Here is an 18,003-nt window from a genome sequence, read left to right on the forward strand (position 1 = left end):
GCGCTGCATATAGGGGCGATTGCCCCCCGTCGCAACGTCATATTTCTGCATTGCCAAACCGTAATGCCGCGACCAAATAGCTGCCAGAATCCCGGCGTTTGTCGGGCGGGACCAACCGGATTCGTCCTGGGGATTACCGATGTCGAAACAGTCCTGGCTCTTCGCGCTCGGCGGCGTTGCCGCAGGTGCGGTTCTCGTCCTTGCCTATGCCGAGATTTCCAGCCGACGAAGCGAGGCGCCGCCCGTCATCGCCGCAGTGGCGCAGGAACTGCCGCCGGTCGCCGTCGAGCCGCCGCGCAGCGTGCCGCAGACGCGTACGGAGATGCAGCTGAGCTTCGCGCCGGTGGTGAAGTCGGTGACCCCTTCGGTGGTCAACGTCTACGCCACCACGATCAGCCAGCGCTCCAACTCGCCGTTCATGGGCGATCCGTTCTTCCAGCGCTTTTTCGGCGACAGCCCGTTCATGCAGGGCCGTCCGCAGAAATCGCAGTCGCTCGGTTCGGGCGTGATCGTCGATGCTTCCGGGGTCATTATCACCAACGAGCACGTCATCGAGGGCGCCAACGATATCCGCATCGCCACCAATGACGGGCAGGAATACCCGGTCGACCTCGTGCTCGAAGACCCCAAGACCGACCTTGCCGTGCTGAAGGTGAAGGATCCCAGGGGCGTGACATTCACCCCGCTGCAGTTCGCCGATTCCGACCAGCTCGAAGTCGGCGACCTCGTCCTCGCTATCGGCAATCCCTTCGGCGTCGGCCAGACCGTCACCTCGGGGATCGTGTCGGCGCTGGCCCGCACCGGGGTCGAGAGCGACAATTACGAGTTCTTCATCCAGACCGATGCGGCCATCAATCCGGGCAACTCGGGCGGCGCACTCGTCGACCTGCAGGGTCGGCTGGTGGGCGTCAACACTGCCATCGTGTCGCGGTCGGGCGGCTCGGTCGGCATCGGCTTTGCCATTCCGGCCAACATGGCCAAGCTCGTCGCCGAAACCGGCATTGCGGGCGGCGCCCTGGTGCGGCCGTGGTTCGGCGCCCGCATGCAGTCCGTCACCGCCGACCTCGCCGACAGCATGGGGGTGGGCCTGGCGCGTGGCGCCCTGATCAGCGAACTCGCCCCCGATGGCCCGGCCGCACGCGCCGGTTTTGCTGATGGTGACGTGATCCTCTCCGTCGACGGTTTTGCCATCGAGCAGCCCAGCGCCTTCGACTTCCGCCTCGCCACCAAGCCGGTCGGCGCGACTGCCGAGGTCGAGTATTTCCGTGGCGGCAAGACCGAAACCAAGACGGTGACGCTGGAAGCGCCGCCGCAGGCCGGCCAGCCGGTCACCGTTTCGGGTAATACGCGCTTTGCCGGCACCACCGCCGAGACCGTGACCCCTGCGGTGGCGCAGGAACTCGGCCTGCGCTTCGACACGCGTGCCGCACTGGTCCGCTCGGTCGAACGCGGCTCGCCCGCAGACGACATGGGATTGCGGGCAGGGGACCTGATCCTCACGCTCAACGGCACCGACATCCCGGACGCCGAAACCTTCGGCAAAGTCGCCAATGATCGCCCCCGCAGCTGGCAGGTCGTGCTACAGCGGGGCGGAAGGATCGTCCGTGCCGAGGTGAGTGGCTGATGCAATCTTTGTTCGATGATGCCGCGCCGCGCCCGCTGGCCGAAGAGTTGCGGCCGCAGCGGCTCGCCGACGTCATCGGACAGGATCACCTGCTCGGGCCGAACGGTCCGATCGGCCGCATGGTGGCGGCCGGGCGCGTCTCGTCGTTCATCCTGTGGGGCCCGCCGGGCGTGGGCAAGACCACCATCGCGCGGCTGGTCGCCAAGGAGGTCGGGCTCGATTTCGTGCAGCTGAGCGCTGTGCTGTCGGGCGTCGCCGACCTGCGCAAGGTGATCGCCGACGCCAAGGCGCTGCGCGCCGGGGCCGGTCGGCAGACGGTGATGTTCGTCGACGAGCTGCATCGCTTCAATCGCAACGTGCAGGACGCGCTGCTGCCGCATGTCGAGGACGGCACCGTCATCCTGATCGGCGCCACCACCGAGAACCCGAGCTTCTCGATGGTTGCGGCACTGCTGTCGCGGGCCAAGGTCTACACGCTGCGCCGGTTCGAAAAGGCCGACCTCGCCATCCTCGCCGAGCGGGCCGAGCAGCATGTCGGCAAGAAGCTGCCGATCAACGACGAAGCGCGCGACGCCATGCTCGACATGGCCGACGGCGACGGCCGCTATCTGATCGGCCTCGCCGAGGAACTGTTCGCGCTGCCGGAGGGCACCACGCTCGACGTCGTCGGCCTCGCCGAGACGGTGCAGAAGCGCGCGCCGGTCTACGACAAGGGCCAGGAGGAGCACTACAACCTACTCAGCTGCTTCCATAAATCGCTGCGCGGCTCGGATGTGCAGGCCGCCATGTACTGGGCCCAGCGCATGCTGGTGGGCGGCGAGCACCCGGACACGATCTTCCGGCGCCTCGCCTGCGCAGCGTCCGAGGATGTCGGCATGGCCGACCCACAGGCCATGGTGCAGGTGATCACGGCCTGGAACGCGTTCGAGCGCACCGGCCTGCCGGAGGGCGAGCTGTTCATGGCGCAGGCCATCGCGTATGTCGCGACCGCGCCCAAGTCGAACGCCGCGCACGTGGCGTTCAACGCCGCCAAGGCGCTGGCGCAGCAGACCGGCTCGCTGCCGCCGCCCAAGCATATCCTCAACGCCCCGACCAAGCTCATGAAGGAGCTCGGCTACAACAAGGGCTATCGCTACGACCACGACTGGCCCGACGCCTTCTCCGGCCAGGAATTCTTCCCCGACGAGTTCGCCGGCGACAGGCTCCCCGAATTCTACCAGCCCAACGAGCGCGGTTTCGAGCGCGAGGTGAAGAAGCGCCTCGAATTCTGGGCCGGCCGTCGTGAGGCGCGGCGGGAGGAAGAGGGGGAAGGCTGAGTTTCAGGCTCCACCAGCGTTGCGATCTGCCGCAGTGCCATCCCCGCGAAAGCGGGGATCTCTGTTTATGTTCGGCTCCCGGAGCAAACAGAGATTCCCGCTTTCGCGGGAATGACTCAGTGGATTGAAATAACCATCCCGCGCGCTCCTACCCCGAAGTCCTTGCACCCTATGGAAAACTGTCACAACAGTCCCATATGACCTGAGAGATCAGGGGAGGGGCAAGATAGACGTTTTCGCGCCAGAGTTCGCACCGTTCACGGTTGCATTGATCGTAATGCTCGCGATCGGCGTAATCGAGTTGCTGTCGCTGCTCGGCGGCTTCTCGCCCTCGGCGTCCATCGAGGCTGCGCTTCCAGAAATCGACGTGCCCGATCTCGAAGCGCCCGAGCTCAGCGGCGCGGAAGTCGGGCCGCTCTCCCACATTCTCAGCTGGTTCTCGATCGGGCGGCTGCCGTTCCTGGCGCTGCTTGTCATCTTCCTCACCGGCTTTGCACTCTCTGGCTATTTCGTCCAGTGGGTTGCGGCCGGCGTCCTAGGCAGCGCGCTCAACGCTTGGCTCGCATCCATCCCGGCGCTGATTGGCGCCAGTTATGCCACGCGCCATCTCGGCCGCTGGCTCGGCGACATCTTTCCGCGCGACCAGTCGGAAGCGGCGAGCCGCGCCGAGCTGATCGGCAGCTATGCCACCATCATTCGCGGCGAAGCCCGGCAGGGCCAGCCAGCCGAAGCCAAGACCACGGATCTGCGTGGCCGCACCCATTACATCCTCCTCGAGCCCGGCGAGCCCGGCTCGAGCTACGGCGCCGGCGATCGCGTCTTCATCGTCGGCCGCGAGAAGAACATCTATCGCGCCGTCACCCGCCTCACCCCGCCACAGGAATAGCCGCATGTACGACCAGCTCATTTCTACCCTGATCTTCGCCGGCATCATTCTCATCGCGATCTTCGTGATCGGCATGATCATCGCGCGGCTCTATCGCCGGGCCAGCAAGGAAGTGTCCTTCGTCCGCACCGGCTTTGGCGGGCAGAAGGTGATCATGAATGGCGGCGCGCTCGTGCTGCCGGTGCTGCACGAGACCATCCCGGTCAACATGAACACACTGCGGCTCGAAGTGGTACGCACCGCCGAGCAGGCGCTGATCACCAAGGACCGCATGCGCGTCGACGTGCAGGCCGAGTTCTACGTACGCGTACAGCCGACCGCCGAGGCGATCGCCGACGCGGCGCAGACTCTGGGCCGCCGCACCATGGAGCCGCAGGCGCTGAAGGAACTGGTGGAAGGCAAGTTCGTCGACGCGCTGCGCGCCGTGGCCGCCGAGATGGCGATGGAAGAGCTGCACGAGCAGCGCGTTAACTTCGTCCAGAAGGTGCAGGCTGCGGTGTCCGAGGACATCCTCAAGAACGGCCTCGAGCTCGAATCCGTGTCGCTGACCGGCCTCGACCAGACCAACCGCGAATTCTTCAATCCCAACAACGTGTTCGACGCCGAGGGTCTGACCAAGATGACCCAGTCGATCGAGGAGCGGCGCAAGAGCCGCAACGAGATCGAGCAGAACACCCAGGTGGCGATTGCGCGCAAGAATCTCGAGGCGCAGCAGGAGCAGTTCACCATCACGCGCGACACCGAATATGCGCGGCTGAACAACGAGCGCGAGATCGCCATCCGCATCGACCAGCAGAACGCCGAGATCGAGAGCCTGCGCGCCCAGCGTGCTACCGAATCCGAGGCTGCCCGCACGATCAGCCGGCAGCAGATCCGCGAGGCCGCGATCAAGGCCGACCAGTCGATCGCCATTTCCGAGCAGTCGAGCGCCATCGCGGTGGCGGCAAAATCCGAGGAGCAGTCCAAGGCCGACGCCAAGGCCAACGCGGCCCGCGCCCTCGCCGCCAAGGCGGCCGAAGAGGTGGAGACGGCGCGGCTGACCGAGATCGCCGAGCGCACCAAGCGTATCCAGCTGATCGAAGCGCAGCAGGAAGCCGAGAAGGCCTCGATCAACATCGTGGTCGCCGCCGATGCCGAAAAGCAGGCTGCCACCAGCCGCGCCGAAGCCGCCCGTACGCTGGCTCAGGGCGAGGCCGAAGCCGAGAAGATTCGCGCCGAGGCGACCGACGTTTCCTACAAGGTCGAGGCCGCGGGCAAGCAGGCCATGAACGAGGCGGCCAACCAGTTGTCGCCAGAACAGATCGCCATGAATATCCGCATGGCCCTGATCCAGGCGCTGCCCTCGATCATCGCGGAATCGGTGAAGCCGATGGAAAACATCGACGGCATCAAGATCCTGCATGTCGACGGTCTTGCCGGCGGCGGCAACGGCGGCGGGCAGCTGATGAACGGCAACGGCGGTGGCATCGCTGACCAGGCCGTCGATGCCGCGCTGCGCTATCGCAGCCAGGCCCCGCTGATCGATGCGCTGCTCGCCGAACTCGGGCTCAAGGGCGGCTCGCTCAACGGGCTGGTGTCATCGGCCGTGGCCCCCGCGCTCGAGATCGACGAGGATGGCGAGGACGAGGCCTCGACGCAGTAAGCGGCCCCAAAATGGGAAGGCCCGCCGGAGCGGGCCTTCCAGAATTGCCGAGAAGCCGACTGACTTAGATGGGGAGCGGAGCCGCAGCGCGCTTCTTGCGCCAGCCCATGAAGCCGAGTGCGCCAAGACCGGCTGCGAGCAGGGGCAGGGCGGCAGGAACGGGAACGGCGGCCACAGTGGCGATGTCGTAGCCGAACAGCTGGATGTAGCCGGTGCCATAGTCGCGAGCACCGGAGCCGCTCAGGGCCCCTTCGATCGTGCCGCTGAAAAAGATGCCGTAGATCGTCGTGGGAAGCGATGCGAAGCTGACGAAGTTCGGCGTGTTGATCAGGTTCGTACCAATCGAGTTGCTGCCAATCGACGTCCAGGGGTCGGCATTGTCGTAGCCCACGGCCGTGGAGAAGATCGTACCGCCAACCGCATCAAGGAACGAAAGCGTACCGCTGATCCACAAGTCCTGACCCGGTCCGGACGTCAACGTCTGAATTGTAGCGCCAATGAACGACCCGGTGATGCCTGCCCCGCCAAACGAATACTCAAGCGTGAAGTTGTCACCGACATTGGCGGGCTTGGTGCTGTCGAGCGCAAACCCGCCATGCAGCGTCTCCTGGGTCGGATCGCTCGCAAGCCCCCGATTGGCGATCGTCGCGTTATCCGGATCGTAGGTGGCGGTGAAGTTCACGGTTGCGGCGCTGGCGGTTGAAACGCCGAACGTCAGTGCACCCAGAACAGCCAACACTGCATGAATTCTCATTATGACAACCCTCGCGTTAACATCAGGTTAACTACTTAGGGGTCGTGCGACATATCGTCAATCTTCCTGAGCTGAACTCTGTATTGGCGCCTCCGACGACAGAAACGCGACAGACGAACGATTCCTGAGCTCAGTAGTTTTTCGCGATACCGCACCCGGTCGCTGCCGCGCTTGAGACCGGAGCGGGGATGGTGGCTTCCCCCTTCCCAATGTCCTGCGCCCCTCGTACAAGGCGCTCATGAACCCTTATCTCCTCGTCGGCATCGGCGGCGCGCTCGGCGCGTTGGCGCGCTTTGCACTCAGCGGCGCCGTCGGTAGCTCCCCGAACGGCTTTCCGCTCGGCATTTTCGTCGTCAACATTCTCGGCTCGACGGCCATGGGCCTGCTGGTGGGCGTGCTCGCCAAGACCACGCCGCAGTTCCAGAACGAAATCCGGCTGTTCGTCGCCGTCGGCATCTTTGGCGGGTTCACCACCTTCTCGAGCTTTTCGCTCGATGCCATCACGCTGCTCGAGCGTGGCGATTTCGTGCTGGCTTTTCTCTACATCGTCGGCTCGGTCGTCCTGTCGCTGGGCGGCCTGTGGCTCGGCCTTTCCGCCATTCGGGTGCTCGCGTGAGCGGCGTCCGGCAACAGGTCGTCGCGCGCGACGAGGACGGCATGCGGCTCGACCGCTGGTTCCAGACGCATTTCCCACAGGTCACGTTCGGCCACCTGCAGAAGCTGTTGCGCTCTGGCCAGATCCGCGTCGATTCCGGCCGCGTGCAGACCAATACGCGGCTCGCCGCCGGCCAATTGGTGCGCATCCCGCCGATCGATCCGGCGCCGGAAAAGGCGGAAGGCGAGATCAACAGCAAGGACGCCGAGTTCCTGCGCTCGATCATCCTCTACGAGGACGATGACCTCTACGTCTTCAACAAGCCGCACGGGCTCGCCAGCCAGGGCGGCAGCGGCACCAAGCGGCACATGGATGGGTTGCTGAAGAGCCTGCCCAACAAGAAGGGCGAGGCGCCGCGCCTCGTCCACCGCCTCGACCGCGACACCTCTGGCTGTCTCGTTGTCGCCAAGACCAAGGCGGCGGCCGCGCATTTCGGCACCGTGTTCGCCTCCCGCCAGGCGCGAAAAATCTACTGGGCCGTGGTGTGGGGCAACCCGTCGCCGCGGCAGGGCTCGATCTCCTGCTTCCTTGCCAAGCAGGCGACCACCGATGGCGAGCAGATGGTGGTGGTGAAGCAGGGCACGCCCGGCGCGCAGCACTCGATGAGCTATTATTCGACCACCGATACCGCCGCCCGGCGCTTTGCCTGGGTGACGCTGAAGCCGGTGACCGGCCGTACGCACCAGTTGCGCGTGCACATGGCGCAACTCGGCAACCCGATCATGGGCGATCCGCGCTATTTCAACATCCAGAACTGGGAAGCGCCCGAGGAGATCTCGAAGGGCCTGCACCTGCACGCCCGGCGCATCCGGCTGCCGCTCAAGGGCGGCACCTATCTCGACGTCTCCGCGCCGCTGCCGCCGCACATGCAGGCGACGTTCGACGTGCTCGGTTTCGATGCCGAGCGCTATGACGCGCAGGACCAGGACCCCGAAGACGCCTGATCAAAAGCCCGCGAGCAGGGGACTAATCGCGGCGTTGGCGTGTTCACCTCCCGTCCGCCCGTAGTGGGCTCTCAGGGAGATAACAATGAAATCGATCGTTCTTGCCGCCTCGGCCGCGGCAGCCCTCGCCATTGCTGTCCCTGCCTTTGGGCAGGATGCCTCCACCATGACCTTTTTCGTCACCTCCGTCGGCGTTGGTGACGGCGCCAATCTGGGCGGGCTTGAGGGAGCCGACGCCCATTGCCAGCAGCTCGCCGATGCAGCCGGCTCCAGCGGCAAGACCTGGATGGCCTACCTGAGCGCCGAAGGCGTCAACGCCAAGGACCGCATCGGCGCCGGCCCATGGCAGAATTTCAAGGGCGATGTGATCGCCACCGACGTCGCCAACCTGCATTCCGATACCAACAACATCAGCAAACAGACCGCGCTCACCGAAACCGGTGCGGTGGTTCCCGGCCGTGGCGACGATCCGAACCAGCACGACATCCTCACCGGCACCAATGCCGATGGTACGCTGGCTACCGGCCAGACTTGTGGCGACTGGACGCTGAACGGGGAAGGCACGGCCATGCTCGGCCATGTCGACCGCATGGGGCCGGACAGCCTCGCCACCGCCACATCGTGGAATGCGGCGCATCCGTCGCGCGGCTGCAGCCAGGAGAACCTGGTCTCGACCGGCGGCGCCGGCTTCCTCTACTGCTTTGCGGCGCAATAGCCGCGAGCCCCGGCGCGGGGCGTGACACGCCCCGCGTTTTATGGTTCTGAGCGGGCCGAAAGGATATTCCTCCATGCGGCTCGTCGTCTTCGATCTCGATGGCACCCTCATCGATTCCGTCGCCCTGATCGTCGAGACGATCACCGAGGCCTTTACGGCCGTGGGTCAGGCAGTGCCCACCGAAAAGGAGATGCGCGCCATCTCCGGCATCACCGCGCGGGAAGCGATGGCGATCCTTGCGCCCGGCGTCGATGCCGAGCGCATCGAGGTCATCATGCAGTCCTACCGCACGCACTATCACAGCCGCGCCGGCACCGCGCGCGAGCCGCTGTTCGACGGGGCGCTGGCCGCGCTTGACCGGCTGCAGAGCGATCCCGAGACCATCCTCGCCGTGGCTACCGGCAAAGGCTATCGCGGGGCGATGACGCTGCTTGAGCGGCACGAGATCATCGGCCGCTTCCACTCGATCCAGACGCCCGACCACAATCGCGGCAAGCCCGACCCGCAGATGATCGAGACCGCGATGGCGAAGGCCGGCGTCGGCCGCGACGCCACCGTGATGATCGGCGACACGGTGCACGACATGCGCATGGCCCGCGCCGCCGGGGTCAAGGCGCTGGGCGTCGCCTGGGGCTATCACGAGGTGGTGGAACTCCACGAGGCGGGCGCCCATATGGTCATCGACAGCTTCGATGCCCTCGACGGCGCCATCGACAAGTTGCTGGAGGCCTGATGCGCGAATTTCTCGAAGATGCCTATCAGCACCGCGAAGACGGCTATGGCCGGGCCCAGCACCTCAACAAGGTCGAGCTGCCCAAGCGCTTCTACAAGGAGGTTGGCGTCGGCTCGGCCGCCGGCGGCTATGCCGTCACCCTCGACGGCAAGACGCCGCGCACGCCGGGCCAGGTGCCGGTGGTCGTGCCACACCAGCCGCTCGCCGAGGCGATGGCGGCCGAGTGGGCGGCGCAGGGCGAGTTCATCGACCCCAAGGTGATGCCCGTTGTCCGCCTCGTGAATTCGGCTATCGAGGCCGGCGAGGAGCGCCTGCCGGCCCTGCGCGCCGAAATCGTGAAGTATGCCGGCAACGACCTGCTGCTCTATCGCGCCGACAGCCCGCGCGAACTGGTGGCCGAGCAGGAGCGCGTTTGGGACGCGGCGCTCGTCAAGCTGGCGCGGCATTTCGAAATCGGCTTCCAGCCCACCATCGGCATCCTGCACCAGCCCCAGCCGGCCCCGACGCTCGAGCGGCTGACGCACTCGCTCGCCGATGCCGGCCTGATCGAAACGGTGGCGCTGAACTCGCTCACCGGCATCACCGGCTCGGGCCTCCTCGCCATTGCGTTGCGCGAAGCGCTGATGGATGCCGAAGAGGTCTGGTTCGCCGCCCATGTCGACGAGGACCACAATATCCGGCTGTGGGGCGAGGTCGACGAGGCGAAGGAACGCCGCGCCAAACGCCGGCTGGACTATGACGCGGCGGTGCGGGTGTTGAGGATGACGCGGGGCTAGGGCACTGCGGCGTCGCAAGCCACCGGGTCATTCCCGCGAAAGCGGGAATCTCCGTTTGCGATGGTGCGTGTGGCCAACAGAGGTTCCCGCTTTCGCGGGAATGACCCCGTGGGTGTGATGCACCACGGCGCTAGCCTCAGCGCTTCCTGCCCACGATCCAATCCGCCACCTCTGGCGCGATCTCGCGCAGCGGGTCGAGCACGAAATCGCGCTCGTGCGCGTGGCGGTGCGGAATATGCAGCCGCTCTAGATCGAGCTCCAGCCGCTCGTAGGCGACCACATCGATATCGATGCGTCGCGGTCCCCAGCGGATGTCGCGCACCCGGCCCATCTCCTTTTCGATCGCGAGACACGCGTCGAGCAGGTCGAGCGGGGGCACGGTGGTCTCGACTTCCACCACCATGTTGGAAAAATCCGGCTGGTCGGTCTTGCCCCACGGCTTGGTCAGCAGCATGCCGGATTGCGCCACGACGTGAATGCCCGGCCAGCGATCGAGCCGTTCGACCGCCTCGCGCACCTGCGCCGGCGGATCGCCGATATTGGCCCCGAGGGCCAGCCATGCCTGCGCCATCAGCGGTCGCTCCTCTGCCGGTGCAGTTCCACCGCCGCCTCGCCGGCCACCATCGGGATCGGTGCCGAAGGCTTGCGCACCCGTACCTGCACCCAGGTGATCGCCGGAAAGACGTCAAACAGCCGGTCGGCGATGTTCTGCGCCACCGCTTCGATCAGCTTGGACCGGCGCTCCTCGAACGCGGCCTTGGTCACCTCGTAGATCTCGGCGTAGGACACGCTGGCGTCGAGATCGTCGGTACGCCCAGCCACGCGCAAGTCGATTCCGCAGACGAGGTCTACGAAGAAGCGCTGACCGAGCACGGCCTCTTCGGGCATCACGCCGTGATAGCCGAAGAACCCCAGGTTGCTGAGGATGATGCGGTCGCCGCCAAATTCTGTAGTCACGTGGATATCCTAAGTCTCCGGCCCATACTGGACCGCCTGTGCGACGCGCAGGGCATCGCGATTGGCGCGCACGTCGTGCACGCGAAAAATCTGCGCCCCGGCGCCATAACCGAGCACCGAGGTTGCCACCGTGCCGGCCACCCGCTCGTCCGGCTCGCCGCCGGTCACGCGGCCGATCATCGATTTTCGCGATGTGCCGACCAGCACGGGGTAGCCGAGCGCCACCAGCTCGGGCAGTCGCCGCAGCAGCTCGTAGTTTTCCGCCAGCGACTTGCCGAACCCAAAACCCGGGTCGAGCACGATCTGTTCCGCAGCGATGCCAGCATCCGCCGCTATCTGCAGGGTGCGGTCGAAATAGCGGCGTATCGCGTCGATCAGGTCGCGGCTCGTATCGCGCGCCTTGTCCCAATGCATGGCGACCACGGGCGCGCCATACTGCGCCGCCACTGCGGCGATCTCCGGCTCGCGCTGCAGCCCGTGTACGTCGTTGACGATGGCTGCGCCGGCCGCGAGCGCCGCCTCGGCGACACGGGCCTTGTAACTGTCTATCGATATCCGAGCGGCGATCCCATCTGCGATGAGCGCATCGATCACCGGGACAACGCGCGTCAGTTCGTCAGCCTCTAATACCTCGGCAGCGCCCGGCCGCGTGCTCTCGCCGCCGACATCGATGAGATCGGCGCCCTCGGCGACCATCGCGCGCGCATGCGTCAGCGCCGCCGGCAGCGCGTCGAAGCGGCCGCCGTCGGAAAAACTGTCGGGCGTGACGTTGAGGATGCCCATCACCCGGGCCGTGCGCCCGAGCGTCAGGGTGCCGCCGCGAGGCAGCCGCAAGACGTGCTCGCGATGGAGCTGCATCAGTTCGCCGAAACCGCCACCGGAGCGCGGTCTGCCTCGGCCTTGGCCGCCGGTACGCCGAACAGGTCGTACTCGTCGCTGTCGGTCACCGTCACCGACACCATATCGCCCGGCTTGATGCCGTCAGCTTCATGGATGATCACCGAGCCGTCGATTTCGGGCGCATCCCACTGCGAGCGGCCGACGGCGCGGCCCATTTCGGGCTGCACGTCGTCCACCAGCACGTCGATGGTGCGGCCGACCTTCTTCGAAAGGACGTGGGCCGAGATATCCTGCGCCACTTCCATCAGCCGCTCGTAGCGCTCGCGCTTCACTTCATCGGGGACGATGCCCTCGATGTCGTTGGCCGGCGCGCCGGTCACCGGCTCGTATTCGAAGCAGCCGATGCGGTCGATCTCGGCCTCTTCGAGCCAATCGAGCAGGAACTCGAAGTCCTCCTCGGTCTCGCCGGGGAAGCCGACGATGAAGTTGGAGCGGATGGCGAGGTCCGGGGCCATGCCACGCCAGGCCTTGATGCGGTCGAGCGTCTTCACCTGGTTGGCCGGGCGGCGCATCGACTTCAGCACCTGCGGCGAGGCGTGCTGGAACGGGATATCGAGATAGGGGAGGATCTTGCCCTCCGCCATCAGCGGGATGACGCTGTCGACGTGGGGGTAGGGGTAGACGTAGTGGAGGCGGGTCCACACGTCCATCTTGCCCAGTTCCTCGGCGAGGGTCTGGAAGCGGGCCTCGATATCGCGGCCACGGAACTTGCTCGACTGGTACTTGATGTCGAGGCCGTAGGCCGAGGTGTCCTGGGAGATCACCATGATCTCCTTGACGCCGGTGGCCACGAGCCGCTCGGCTTCGTACAGCACCGAGGCGATCGGGCGCGACACGAGGTCACCGCGGATCTGCGGGATGATGCAGAAGGTGCAGCGGTTGTTGCAGCCCTCGGAAATCTTCATGTAGGCGTAGTGCCGCGGCGTCAGCTTCAGCCCGGCTTCCGGCACGAGGTCGACGAACTTGTTGGGCACCGGCGGCACGTGGGTGTTCACCGCGTTGACCACATCCTCGTACTGGTGCGGGCCGGTGACGGCGAGCACGCTCGGATGGGTGGCGCGGATCATCTCTTCTTCGACGCCGAGGCAGCCGGTGACGATCACCCGCCCATTGGCGCCGACGGCTTCGCCGATCGCCTCGAGGCTTTCCTTCTTGGCGCTGTCGAGGAAGCCGCAGGTGTTCACCAGCACCACGTCCGCGCCTTCGTAGTCGCGCGAGAAGGCATAGCCCTGCGCGCGCAGCGTCGTCATGATGCGTTCGGAATCGACGAGTGCCTTGGGGCAGCCGAGGCTGACCAGGCCGATTTTCGGGGCGTTTGTCATTGCGGCGTGGCTATACGCCAAATGGCGGAAAAAGCAATGATCGGTGGTTTGCGATGTAAGCAGGGCAGCCCTGATGACCCGCGCTTCACGATTAAGTCAGCTTACGGAAGGTTCAGTTGACCTGAATCTTGAGTTCAGGGCTCTTGTTTGACGCGCCCACCTCCCGCGGCGTCAGCAGGAAAGCACGCAATTGATCGACTCCCTGAACAAATACCAGCCCCAGGCCCTCGCGGTTCTGCGCATCGTCACCGCCCTGTGCTTCATGGCGCATGGCACGCAGAAGCTGTTCGGCTTCCCGGCCTCGCAGATGGGCCAGCCCGAACTGCTTTCGCTGATGGGCATTGCCGGCATCCTCGAGGTATTTGGCGGCCTCGCCATACTGATTGGCCTCTTCACCCGGCCGGTGGCCTTCATCCTCGCCGGGCAGATGGCCTATGCCTACTGGTTCATGCACGTGCCGATGATGGGGCAGGGCAACATCATCCCGGTCGCCAATGGCGGCGACGCGGCGGTGCTGTTCTGCTTCGTGTTCCTCTACCTCGTCTTTGCCGGCCCGGGCGCCTGGAGCGTCGACGAGATGATGAAAAGCCGGCGTCTCGCCGCCGCCTGATCGAGCCGAGCTCAAATGAAAAGGCCGCCCTCGGGGCGGCCTTTTTGCATTCAGATATCCGGCTTGTCGGTGATGGTCGGCGGCGTCCGCCGGGCCGTCCGTCGCGCGGTCGGGGTAGCCGGGGAAGGCGACGACACGCCCTCGCTGGTCTCGTCGACATCCGGGGCTTCGTCGGCGATATCGGAGATCGCGTCGCGCACCTCATCCATCAGCGAGCTCGGCACGCGGCTGATGCTCACCGCCCGGGTGGTGGCCTCATTGGCCTTGAAGAACACCAGCAGCACCTCGCAGATCACGCGGAGCAGCAGCAGGAACAGTGAGCCATAAACGGCGATCTCGAGGATGCCCCACAGGCCGTCGCCGAAGTTGCGGCCGAAGCTCGCGAACAGGTGCCCCACCGACCAGAGCAGCAGTGCCGCAAGGCCGGTGGCATAGAGCACCGGCACGAGGCGGGGCGAGAGGATCGTCTCCAGACGGAACAGCGTCGGCGACAGGAAGATTTTCTTGAGATCGTCCAGCGTCATGGCGTCATCCTCTAATGGAATCGTTGCCCCAAAATGCGTGCCTCAGGCCGCCGGCACAAGAGCCTCTCGTGCAATGCCGCCCGTCGCGCCGAAGCGCAGCTCGAAAGCGGCGCGCAAGGCGCTATCCACCTCGGGCATCGAGGCGAGCTGGCCAAGGTCCTCGAAGCTCGTCACGCCCTGGTCGGAAATGCCGCACGGCACGATGCCGCCAAAATGATCGAGATTGGGGTTCACGTTGATGGCGATGCCATGGAACGTCACCCAGCGCGACACGCGCACACCGATGGCGGCAATCTTGTCCTCGCGGCCAAAACCCTTGTCGGGTCGCTGCACCCACACCCCGATCCGGCCCTCGCGCCGCTCGCCCTTGATGTTGAAGGCGGCGAGGGTGTCGATGATCAGCCCCTCGAGGCCCTGTACGAGGCAGCGGACGTCCCGGCCGCGCTGGCGCAGGTCGAGCATGAAGTAGACCACGCGCTGGCCGGGGCCATGATAGGTGTACTGCCCGCCGCGCCCGGCGTCGTAGACGGGGAAGCGGTTGGGCGCGAGAAGGTCCTCGGGCGTCGAGGACGTGCCAGCGGTGTAGAGCGGCGGATGCTCCACCAGCCACACCTGTTCGCCGGCGGTGCCATCGGCAATGGCGGCGGCGCGGGCGCGCATCGCGGCCAGCGCGGTGGGGTAGTCGACCAGACCATCGGCGATGGTCCAGTCCACGGGGGTGCCATCGGTGCGCATCAGCTTCATGCCGGTGTCGCAGGACGGGTCAGTCGTTAACGCTTCGGTAAGCACGGCCATCCAATGCTCGCTTCGTCATCCGGGCTGATTCAGTCCGGCCTCGTTCCCGGTTTATGTATGAACACTCTAGACACAATTGAAGTCGATATCACCGTTGAACTGGGGGCGGCCACCATGCCGGTCCACCACCTGCTGCGCATGGGCCGCGGCGCGGTGATCGAGCTCGACACCACCGAGAACGACCCGCTGCGCGTCTATGCCAACAACACCCTGATCGCGCGCGGCGAGATCAAGGTCGAGGACGGCCGGCTGACCGTCGAACTCACCGAAAAGGTCCGCCGCGTCGCCTGATCGGAGCCAGGGCTGCAAAGCGGAATTAATCGCTTGCGCCCGCGAACGAGCGTTGCTAAACGCAGCCTCGCTTCGCCGGAAGGCCAAGCGCAATACCCCTGACGTGCGGTCGTGGCGGAATTGGTAGACGCGCAGCGTTGAGGTCGCTGTGCCGCAAGGCGTGGAAGTTCGAGTCTTCTCGACCGCACCAGGAGGTTCCGGTTCCTCGACCGGACGAACGAACGGCCCCGCAAGGGGCCGTTGTCGTTTGTGGGCCTCGCTGCCTACTTGCCCCGCCAGCCCAGCAACCGCATCGCGTTCAGCGTCACCAGCACGGTCGCGCCCGTATCGGCGAGGATCGCCGGCCATAGCCCGGTGACGCCGATGATCGTCGTCACGAGGAACACCGCCTTCAGCCCCAGCGAAGCGGCGATGTTCTGCCAGATGTTGCCGAGCGTGGCTTTCGACAGGCCGATCATGTTGGCGACGTCGCCGACGCGGCCGTGGAGGATGGCGGCATCGGCCGTTTCGAGCGCGACGTCGGTGCCGCCGCCCATAGCGATGCCGATATCGGCCGCCGCGAGGGCAGGGGCGTCGTTGATGCCGTCGCCGACCTTGGCGACGACGCGGCCCGCGGCCTGTAGTTCGCGCACGATGCGCTGCTTGTCCTCCGGCAGTAGCCCAGCGCGCACCTCAATGCCGAGCTCGCCGCCGATGGCGCGGGCGGTGCGCTCATTGTCACCGGTCAGCATCACGGTTTTAACGCCCTCGGCCTTGAGCCGGGCCAGTGCCTCGCGCGCATCGGCTCGCGCTTCGTCACGGATGGCGAAAAGCCCGGCGACCTGGCCGTCGGCGGTCAGCACCGAGACGGTCTTGCCGGCATCGTTGAAGCGGTCGATCTGCGCTTTGGTCTCGGGCGACAGCCCCGCAGCATCTTCGACGGCGGAGGGCGAGGCAAGCAGCAGGTTCTGGCCGCCAACGCGCCCGGTGACGCCCTTGCCGGCGATGGCCTTGGCGTCGGCCGCCGGCGGCACCGGCACGCGATCGGCCTTGGCGCGCGCCAGGATCGCCACGGCGAGCGGGTGGCTCGAGCCGGTTTCGAGCGCCGCCGCCAGCGACAGTGCGTCACGCTCCGAACGGCCGATGCCGACCACGTCGGTGACCACCGGCTTGCCCCCGGTTAGCGTGCCGGTCTTGTCGAAGGCGACGGTGGTGATGTTGCGCAGGCCTTCCAGCACCGCGCCGCCCTTGAGCAGCAGCCCGCGCCGTGCTCCGGCTGACAGGCCCGCAGCGATCGCGGCAGGGGTCGAGATCACCAGCGCGCAGGGGCAGCCGATCAGGAGGATGGCGAGACCCTTGTAGATCCACTCGCTCCAGTTCTGGCCGAACAGCAGTGGCGGCACGATGGCCACCAGTGCGCCCACCACCAGCACGCCCGGCGTGTAGTAGCGCGAGAAGCGGTCGATGAAGCGCTCGGTCGGCGCCTTGCTCTCCTGCGCCTCCTCGACCAGCCGGATCACCCGGGCGATGGTATTGTCGGCCGCGGCCGCCGTCACGCGCACCCGCAGTACCGCGTCGGTGTTGATGGTGCCGGCGAAGACGGCGTCGCCTGCGCCCTTGGTCTTGGGCACGCTCTCGCCGGTCACCGGCGCTTCGTTGATGGCCGAGCGGCCGTCGACGATCTCGCCATCGGCAGCGATGCGGTCGCCCGGGCGTACGAGGATGATCGAACCCACGGCGAGTTCGGCCGCGGGGACCTCCGTCGTGCCGCCATCGCGCTCGACCAGTGCGAGCTTGGGCACCAGGTCGGCGAGCCCCTTGATGCTGGCCCGCGCTCGCCCGGCCGCGACACCCTCGAGCAGTTCGCCGACGAGGAAGAGCAGCACCACCGTGGCCGCTTCTTCGGTCGCACCGATCAACACCGCGCCGACCGCCGCAATGGTCATCAGCGTCTCGATGGTGAAGGGCATGCCGCGCATGGCCGCCGCCAGCGCCCGCTGCGCCACCGGGATCAGGCCGACGGCCATGGCCGCAACGAAGGCCCAGTGGCCGATGGCCGGGACCGCGAGGCCGACGAGATAGGCGGCGACCAGTGCTGTGCCGCAGGCGAAGGTCAGGACCGCCTTGCGTGTCTGCCACCACGGCCCGTCGATCGGCGCGCCATGCTCGTCGGCGTCGCCTTGGTCATGCGGATGGTCGTGGTCATGATCGTGATCATGGCCCTCGTGCGAGTGTCCCTCGTGCGAACGATCGTGCTTCTGGGCATCGGGCGCCGCCCCCTTGGCGGGAGCAATCGTGTAGCCCAAGGCCTTCACTTCTCGCTCGATCGCGCCCCTAGCGATGATCCCGTCCGGCTGCACGGTCAGCGTGCCGCTATTGAGCGAAACGCCGACCTCGCCGACGCCCGGCAGCCGCCGCACCGCGCCTTCGATCTTCATCACGCAGGCGGCGCAATCCATGCCGCCAACACGGAATTTCAGCTTCTCGGCGGTGTCGGACACGGCGTTGTTCCTTGGATTCGTCTTCATGTCCGCCTACATCTAGGACCTCTAGTCACTAGAGGATCAAGAGGCGAAAGCG

Annotated in this window: 19 protein-coding genes and 1 tRNA gene; 12 read left to right on the forward strand and 8 right to left on the reverse strand. The window is 66.2% G+C overall.

The genetic code is table 11. The features are described 5' to 3' along the window. The first annotated feature begins 139 nt into the window (after window positions 1–139). The 4 genes from AC3A6I_RS09125 (at window position 140) to AC3A6I_RS09140 (ending at window position 5,468) form a co-directional block, all read left to right on the forward strand. Window positions 140–1,624: a Do family serine endopeptidase gene (locus AC3A6I_RS09125; protein WP_487543373.1), complete on the forward strand. Its 1,485-nt coding sequence runs from the start codon at window positions 140–142 to the stop codon at window positions 1,622–1,624. Beyond that, window positions 1,624–2,940, forward strand: coding sequence for a replication-associated recombination protein A (locus tag AC3A6I_RS09130; protein ID WP_487543374.1), 1,317 nt, complete (start codon window positions 1,624–1,626; stop codon window positions 2,938–2,940). Before AC3A6I_RS09125 ends, AC3A6I_RS09130 begins: the two co-directional genes overlap by 1 nt. A 226-nt stretch (window positions 2,941–3,166) precedes the next feature. Then, the gene (locus AC3A6I_RS09135) at window positions 3,167–3,826 is read left to right on the forward strand and encodes a YqiJ family protein (RefSeq protein ID WP_487545006.1); all 660 of its coding nucleotides are present in this window, start codon (window positions 3,167–3,169) and stop codon (window positions 3,824–3,826) included. Between the two features lie 4 nt (window positions 3,827–3,830). Next, a complete protein-coding gene (locus AC3A6I_RS09140; protein WP_487543375.1) occupies window positions 3,831–5,468 on the forward strand; it encodes a flotillin family protein in 1,638 nt (545 codons plus the stop codon). 64 nt (window positions 5,469–5,532) lie between these two features. On the opposite strand, the gene AC3A6I_RS09145 is transcribed toward AC3A6I_RS09140, so the two are convergent. Continuing rightward, the gene (locus tag AC3A6I_RS09145) at window positions 5,533–6,207 is read right to left on the reverse strand and encodes a PEP-CTERM sorting domain-containing protein (protein WP_487543376.1); all 675 of its coding nucleotides are present in this window, start codon (window positions 6,205–6,207) and stop codon (window positions 5,533–5,535) included. Window positions 6,208–6,460: 253 nt separating this feature from the next. Here AC3A6I_RS09145 and crcB point away from each other — a divergent pair, with 253 nt between their 5' ends. The 5 genes from crcB to AC3A6I_RS09170 all read left to right on the forward strand — a co-directional run bounded on the left by crcB (window position 6,461) and on the right by AC3A6I_RS09170 (window position 10,045). Then, window positions 6,461–6,838, forward strand: a complete 378-nt coding sequence (crcB, locus tag AC3A6I_RS09150) for a fluoride efflux transporter CrcB (protein WP_487543377.1) — start codon at window positions 6,461–6,463, stop codon at window positions 6,836–6,838. After that, window positions 6,835–7,821, forward strand: coding sequence for an RluA family pseudouridine synthase (locus tag AC3A6I_RS09155; RefSeq protein WP_487543378.1), 987 nt, complete (start codon window positions 6,835–6,837; stop codon window positions 7,819–7,821). Before crcB ends, AC3A6I_RS09155 begins: the two co-directional genes overlap by 4 nt. A gap of 85 nt (window positions 7,822–7,906) precedes the next feature. Beyond that, window positions 7,907–8,536: a hypothetical protein gene (locus AC3A6I_RS09160; protein ID WP_487543379.1), complete on the forward strand. Its 630-nt coding sequence runs from the start codon at window positions 7,907–7,909 to the stop codon at window positions 8,534–8,536. A 73-nt stretch (window positions 8,537–8,609) separates the two neighbouring features. Beyond that, window positions 8,610–9,269, forward strand: a complete 660-nt coding sequence (locus tag AC3A6I_RS09165; RefSeq protein ID WP_487543380.1) for an HAD family hydrolase — start codon at window positions 8,610–8,612, stop codon at window positions 9,267–9,269. Next, window positions 9,269–10,045, forward strand: a complete 777-nt coding sequence (locus AC3A6I_RS09170; protein WP_487543381.1) for an ATP12 family chaperone protein — start codon at window positions 9,269–9,271, stop codon at window positions 10,043–10,045. The genes AC3A6I_RS09165 and AC3A6I_RS09170 overlap by 1 nt, the downstream gene beginning before the upstream one ends. Window positions 10,046–10,181: 136 nt before the next feature. On the opposite strand, the gene folK is transcribed toward AC3A6I_RS09170, so the two are convergent. The 4 genes from folK to rimO are packed head-to-tail and all read right to left on the reverse strand — an operon-like array spanning window position 10,182 to window position 13,224. Further along, window positions 10,182–10,616, reverse strand: coding sequence for a 2-amino-4-hydroxy-6-hydroxymethyldihydropteridine diphosphokinase (gene folK / locus AC3A6I_RS09175; RefSeq protein WP_487543382.1), 435 nt, complete (start codon window positions 10,614–10,616; stop codon window positions 10,182–10,184). Further along, window positions 10,616–11,002: a dihydroneopterin aldolase gene (folB, locus tag AC3A6I_RS09180; RefSeq protein WP_487543383.1), complete on the reverse strand. Its 387-nt coding sequence runs from the start codon at window positions 11,000–11,002 to the stop codon at window positions 10,616–10,618. Before folB ends, folK begins: the two co-directional genes overlap by 1 nt. Window positions 11,003–11,011: 9 nt before the next feature. Then, window positions 11,012–11,860: a dihydropteroate synthase gene (folP, locus tag AC3A6I_RS09185; protein ID WP_487543384.1), complete on the reverse strand. Its 849-nt coding sequence runs from the start codon at window positions 11,858–11,860 to the stop codon at window positions 11,012–11,014. Continuing rightward, window positions 11,860–13,224, reverse strand: a complete 1,365-nt coding sequence (rimO, locus tag AC3A6I_RS09190; protein ID WP_487543385.1) for a 30S ribosomal protein S12 methylthiotransferase RimO — start codon at window positions 13,222–13,224, stop codon at window positions 11,860–11,862. Before rimO ends, folP begins: the two co-directional genes overlap by 1 nt. A 190-nt stretch (window positions 13,225–13,414) precedes the next feature. Between rimO and AC3A6I_RS09195 the strand changes: the two genes are divergently transcribed. Then, the gene (locus AC3A6I_RS09195) at window positions 13,415–13,834 is read left to right on the forward strand and encodes a DoxX family protein (protein WP_487543386.1); all 420 of its coding nucleotides are present in this window, start codon (window positions 13,415–13,417) and stop codon (window positions 13,832–13,834) included. A gap of 50 nt (window positions 13,835–13,884) precedes the next feature. Here the strand turns inward: AC3A6I_RS09195 and AC3A6I_RS09200 are convergent, their stop codons facing one another. Together AC3A6I_RS09200 and lipB are read right to left on the reverse strand one after the other, a co-directional pair. Beyond that, window positions 13,885–14,358, reverse strand: coding sequence for a DUF4282 domain-containing protein (locus AC3A6I_RS09200; protein WP_487543387.1), 474 nt, complete (start codon window positions 14,356–14,358; stop codon window positions 13,885–13,887). 42 nt (window positions 14,359–14,400) lie between these two features. Next, window positions 14,401–15,102 (reverse strand): lipoyl(octanoyl) transferase LipB, encoded by a 702-nt coding sequence (gene lipB, locus AC3A6I_RS09205; protein WP_487545007.1) that lies wholly within the window; start codon window positions 15,100–15,102, stop codon window positions 14,401–14,403. 108 nt (window positions 15,103–15,210) lie between these two features. Here lipB and AC3A6I_RS09210 point away from each other — a divergent pair, with 108 nt between their 5' ends. Both AC3A6I_RS09210 and AC3A6I_RS09215 read left to right on the forward strand, forming a co-directional pair. Then, entirely contained in the window at window positions 15,211–15,444 is a 234-nt protein-coding gene (locus AC3A6I_RS09210; RefSeq protein WP_487543388.1) for a FliM/FliN family flagellar motor switch protein, read from the forward strand. Between the two features lie 105 nt (window positions 15,445–15,549). Further along, window positions 15,550–15,634: transfer RNA gene (locus AC3A6I_RS09215), tRNA-Leu, on the forward strand. Window positions 15,635–15,707: 73 nt separating this feature from the next. On the opposite strand, the gene AC3A6I_RS09220 is transcribed toward AC3A6I_RS09215, so the two are convergent. Continuing rightward, on the reverse strand, window positions 15,708–17,951 hold the full coding sequence (locus tag AC3A6I_RS09220) for a heavy metal translocating P-type ATPase (protein ID WP_487543389.1): 2,244 nt from the start codon (window positions 17,949–17,951) through the stop codon (window positions 15,708–15,710). Between the last annotated feature and the right edge of the window lie 52 nt (window positions 17,952–18,003).

The sequence above is a fragment of the Devosia sp. Soil_C_22 genome, assembly GCF_057657195.1.

Coding starts and splice junctions, on each gene's coding strand:
- AC3A6I_RS09125 (WP_487543373.1), top strand. CDS start 140: ATGTCGAAACAGTCCTGGCTCTTCGCGCTCGGCGGCGTTGCCGCAGGT.
- crcB (WP_487543377.1), top strand. CDS start 6,461: ATGAACCCTTATCTCCTCGTCGGCATCGGCGGCGCGCTCGGCGCGTTG.
- folP (WP_487543384.1), bottom strand. CDS start 11,860: ATGCAGCTCCATCGCGAGCACGTCTTGCGGCTGCCTCGCGGCGGCACC.
- AC3A6I_RS09140 (WP_487543375.1), top strand. CDS start 3,831: ATGTACGACCAGCTCATTTCTACCCTGATCTTCGCCGGCATCATTCTC.
- AC3A6I_RS09165 (WP_487543380.1), top strand. CDS start 8,610: ATGCGGCTCGTCGTCTTCGATCTCGATGGCACCCTCATCGATTCCGTC.
- AC3A6I_RS09200 (WP_487543387.1), bottom strand. CDS start 14,358: ATGACGCTGGACGATCTCAAGAAAATCTTCCTGTCGCCGACGCTGTTC.
- folK (WP_487543382.1), bottom strand. CDS start 10,616: ATGGCGCAGGCATGGCTGGCCCTCGGGGCCAATATCGGCGATCCGCCG.
- rimO (WP_487543385.1), bottom strand. CDS start 13,224: ATGACAAACGCCCCGAAAATCGGCCTGGTCAGCCTCGGCTGCCCCAAG.
- AC3A6I_RS09220 (WP_487543389.1), bottom strand. CDS start 17,951: ATGAAGACGAATCCAAGGAACAACGCCGTGTCCGACACCGCCGAGAAG.
- AC3A6I_RS09170 (WP_487543381.1), top strand. CDS start 9,269: ATGCGCGAATTTCTCGAAGATGCCTATCAGCACCGCGAAGACGGCTAT.
- AC3A6I_RS09210 (WP_487543388.1), top strand. CDS start 15,211: ATGAACACTCTAGACACAATTGAAGTCGATATCACCGTTGAACTGGGG.
- AC3A6I_RS09160 (WP_487543379.1), top strand. CDS start 7,907: ATGAAATCGATCGTTCTTGCCGCCTCGGCCGCGGCAGCCCTCGCCATT.
- lipB (WP_487545007.1), bottom strand. CDS start 15,102: ATGAAGCTGATGCGCACCGATGGCACCCCCGTGGACTGGACCATCGCC.
- AC3A6I_RS09130 (WP_487543374.1), top strand. CDS start 1,624: ATGCAATCTTTGTTCGATGATGCCGCGCCGCGCCCGCTGGCCGAAGAG.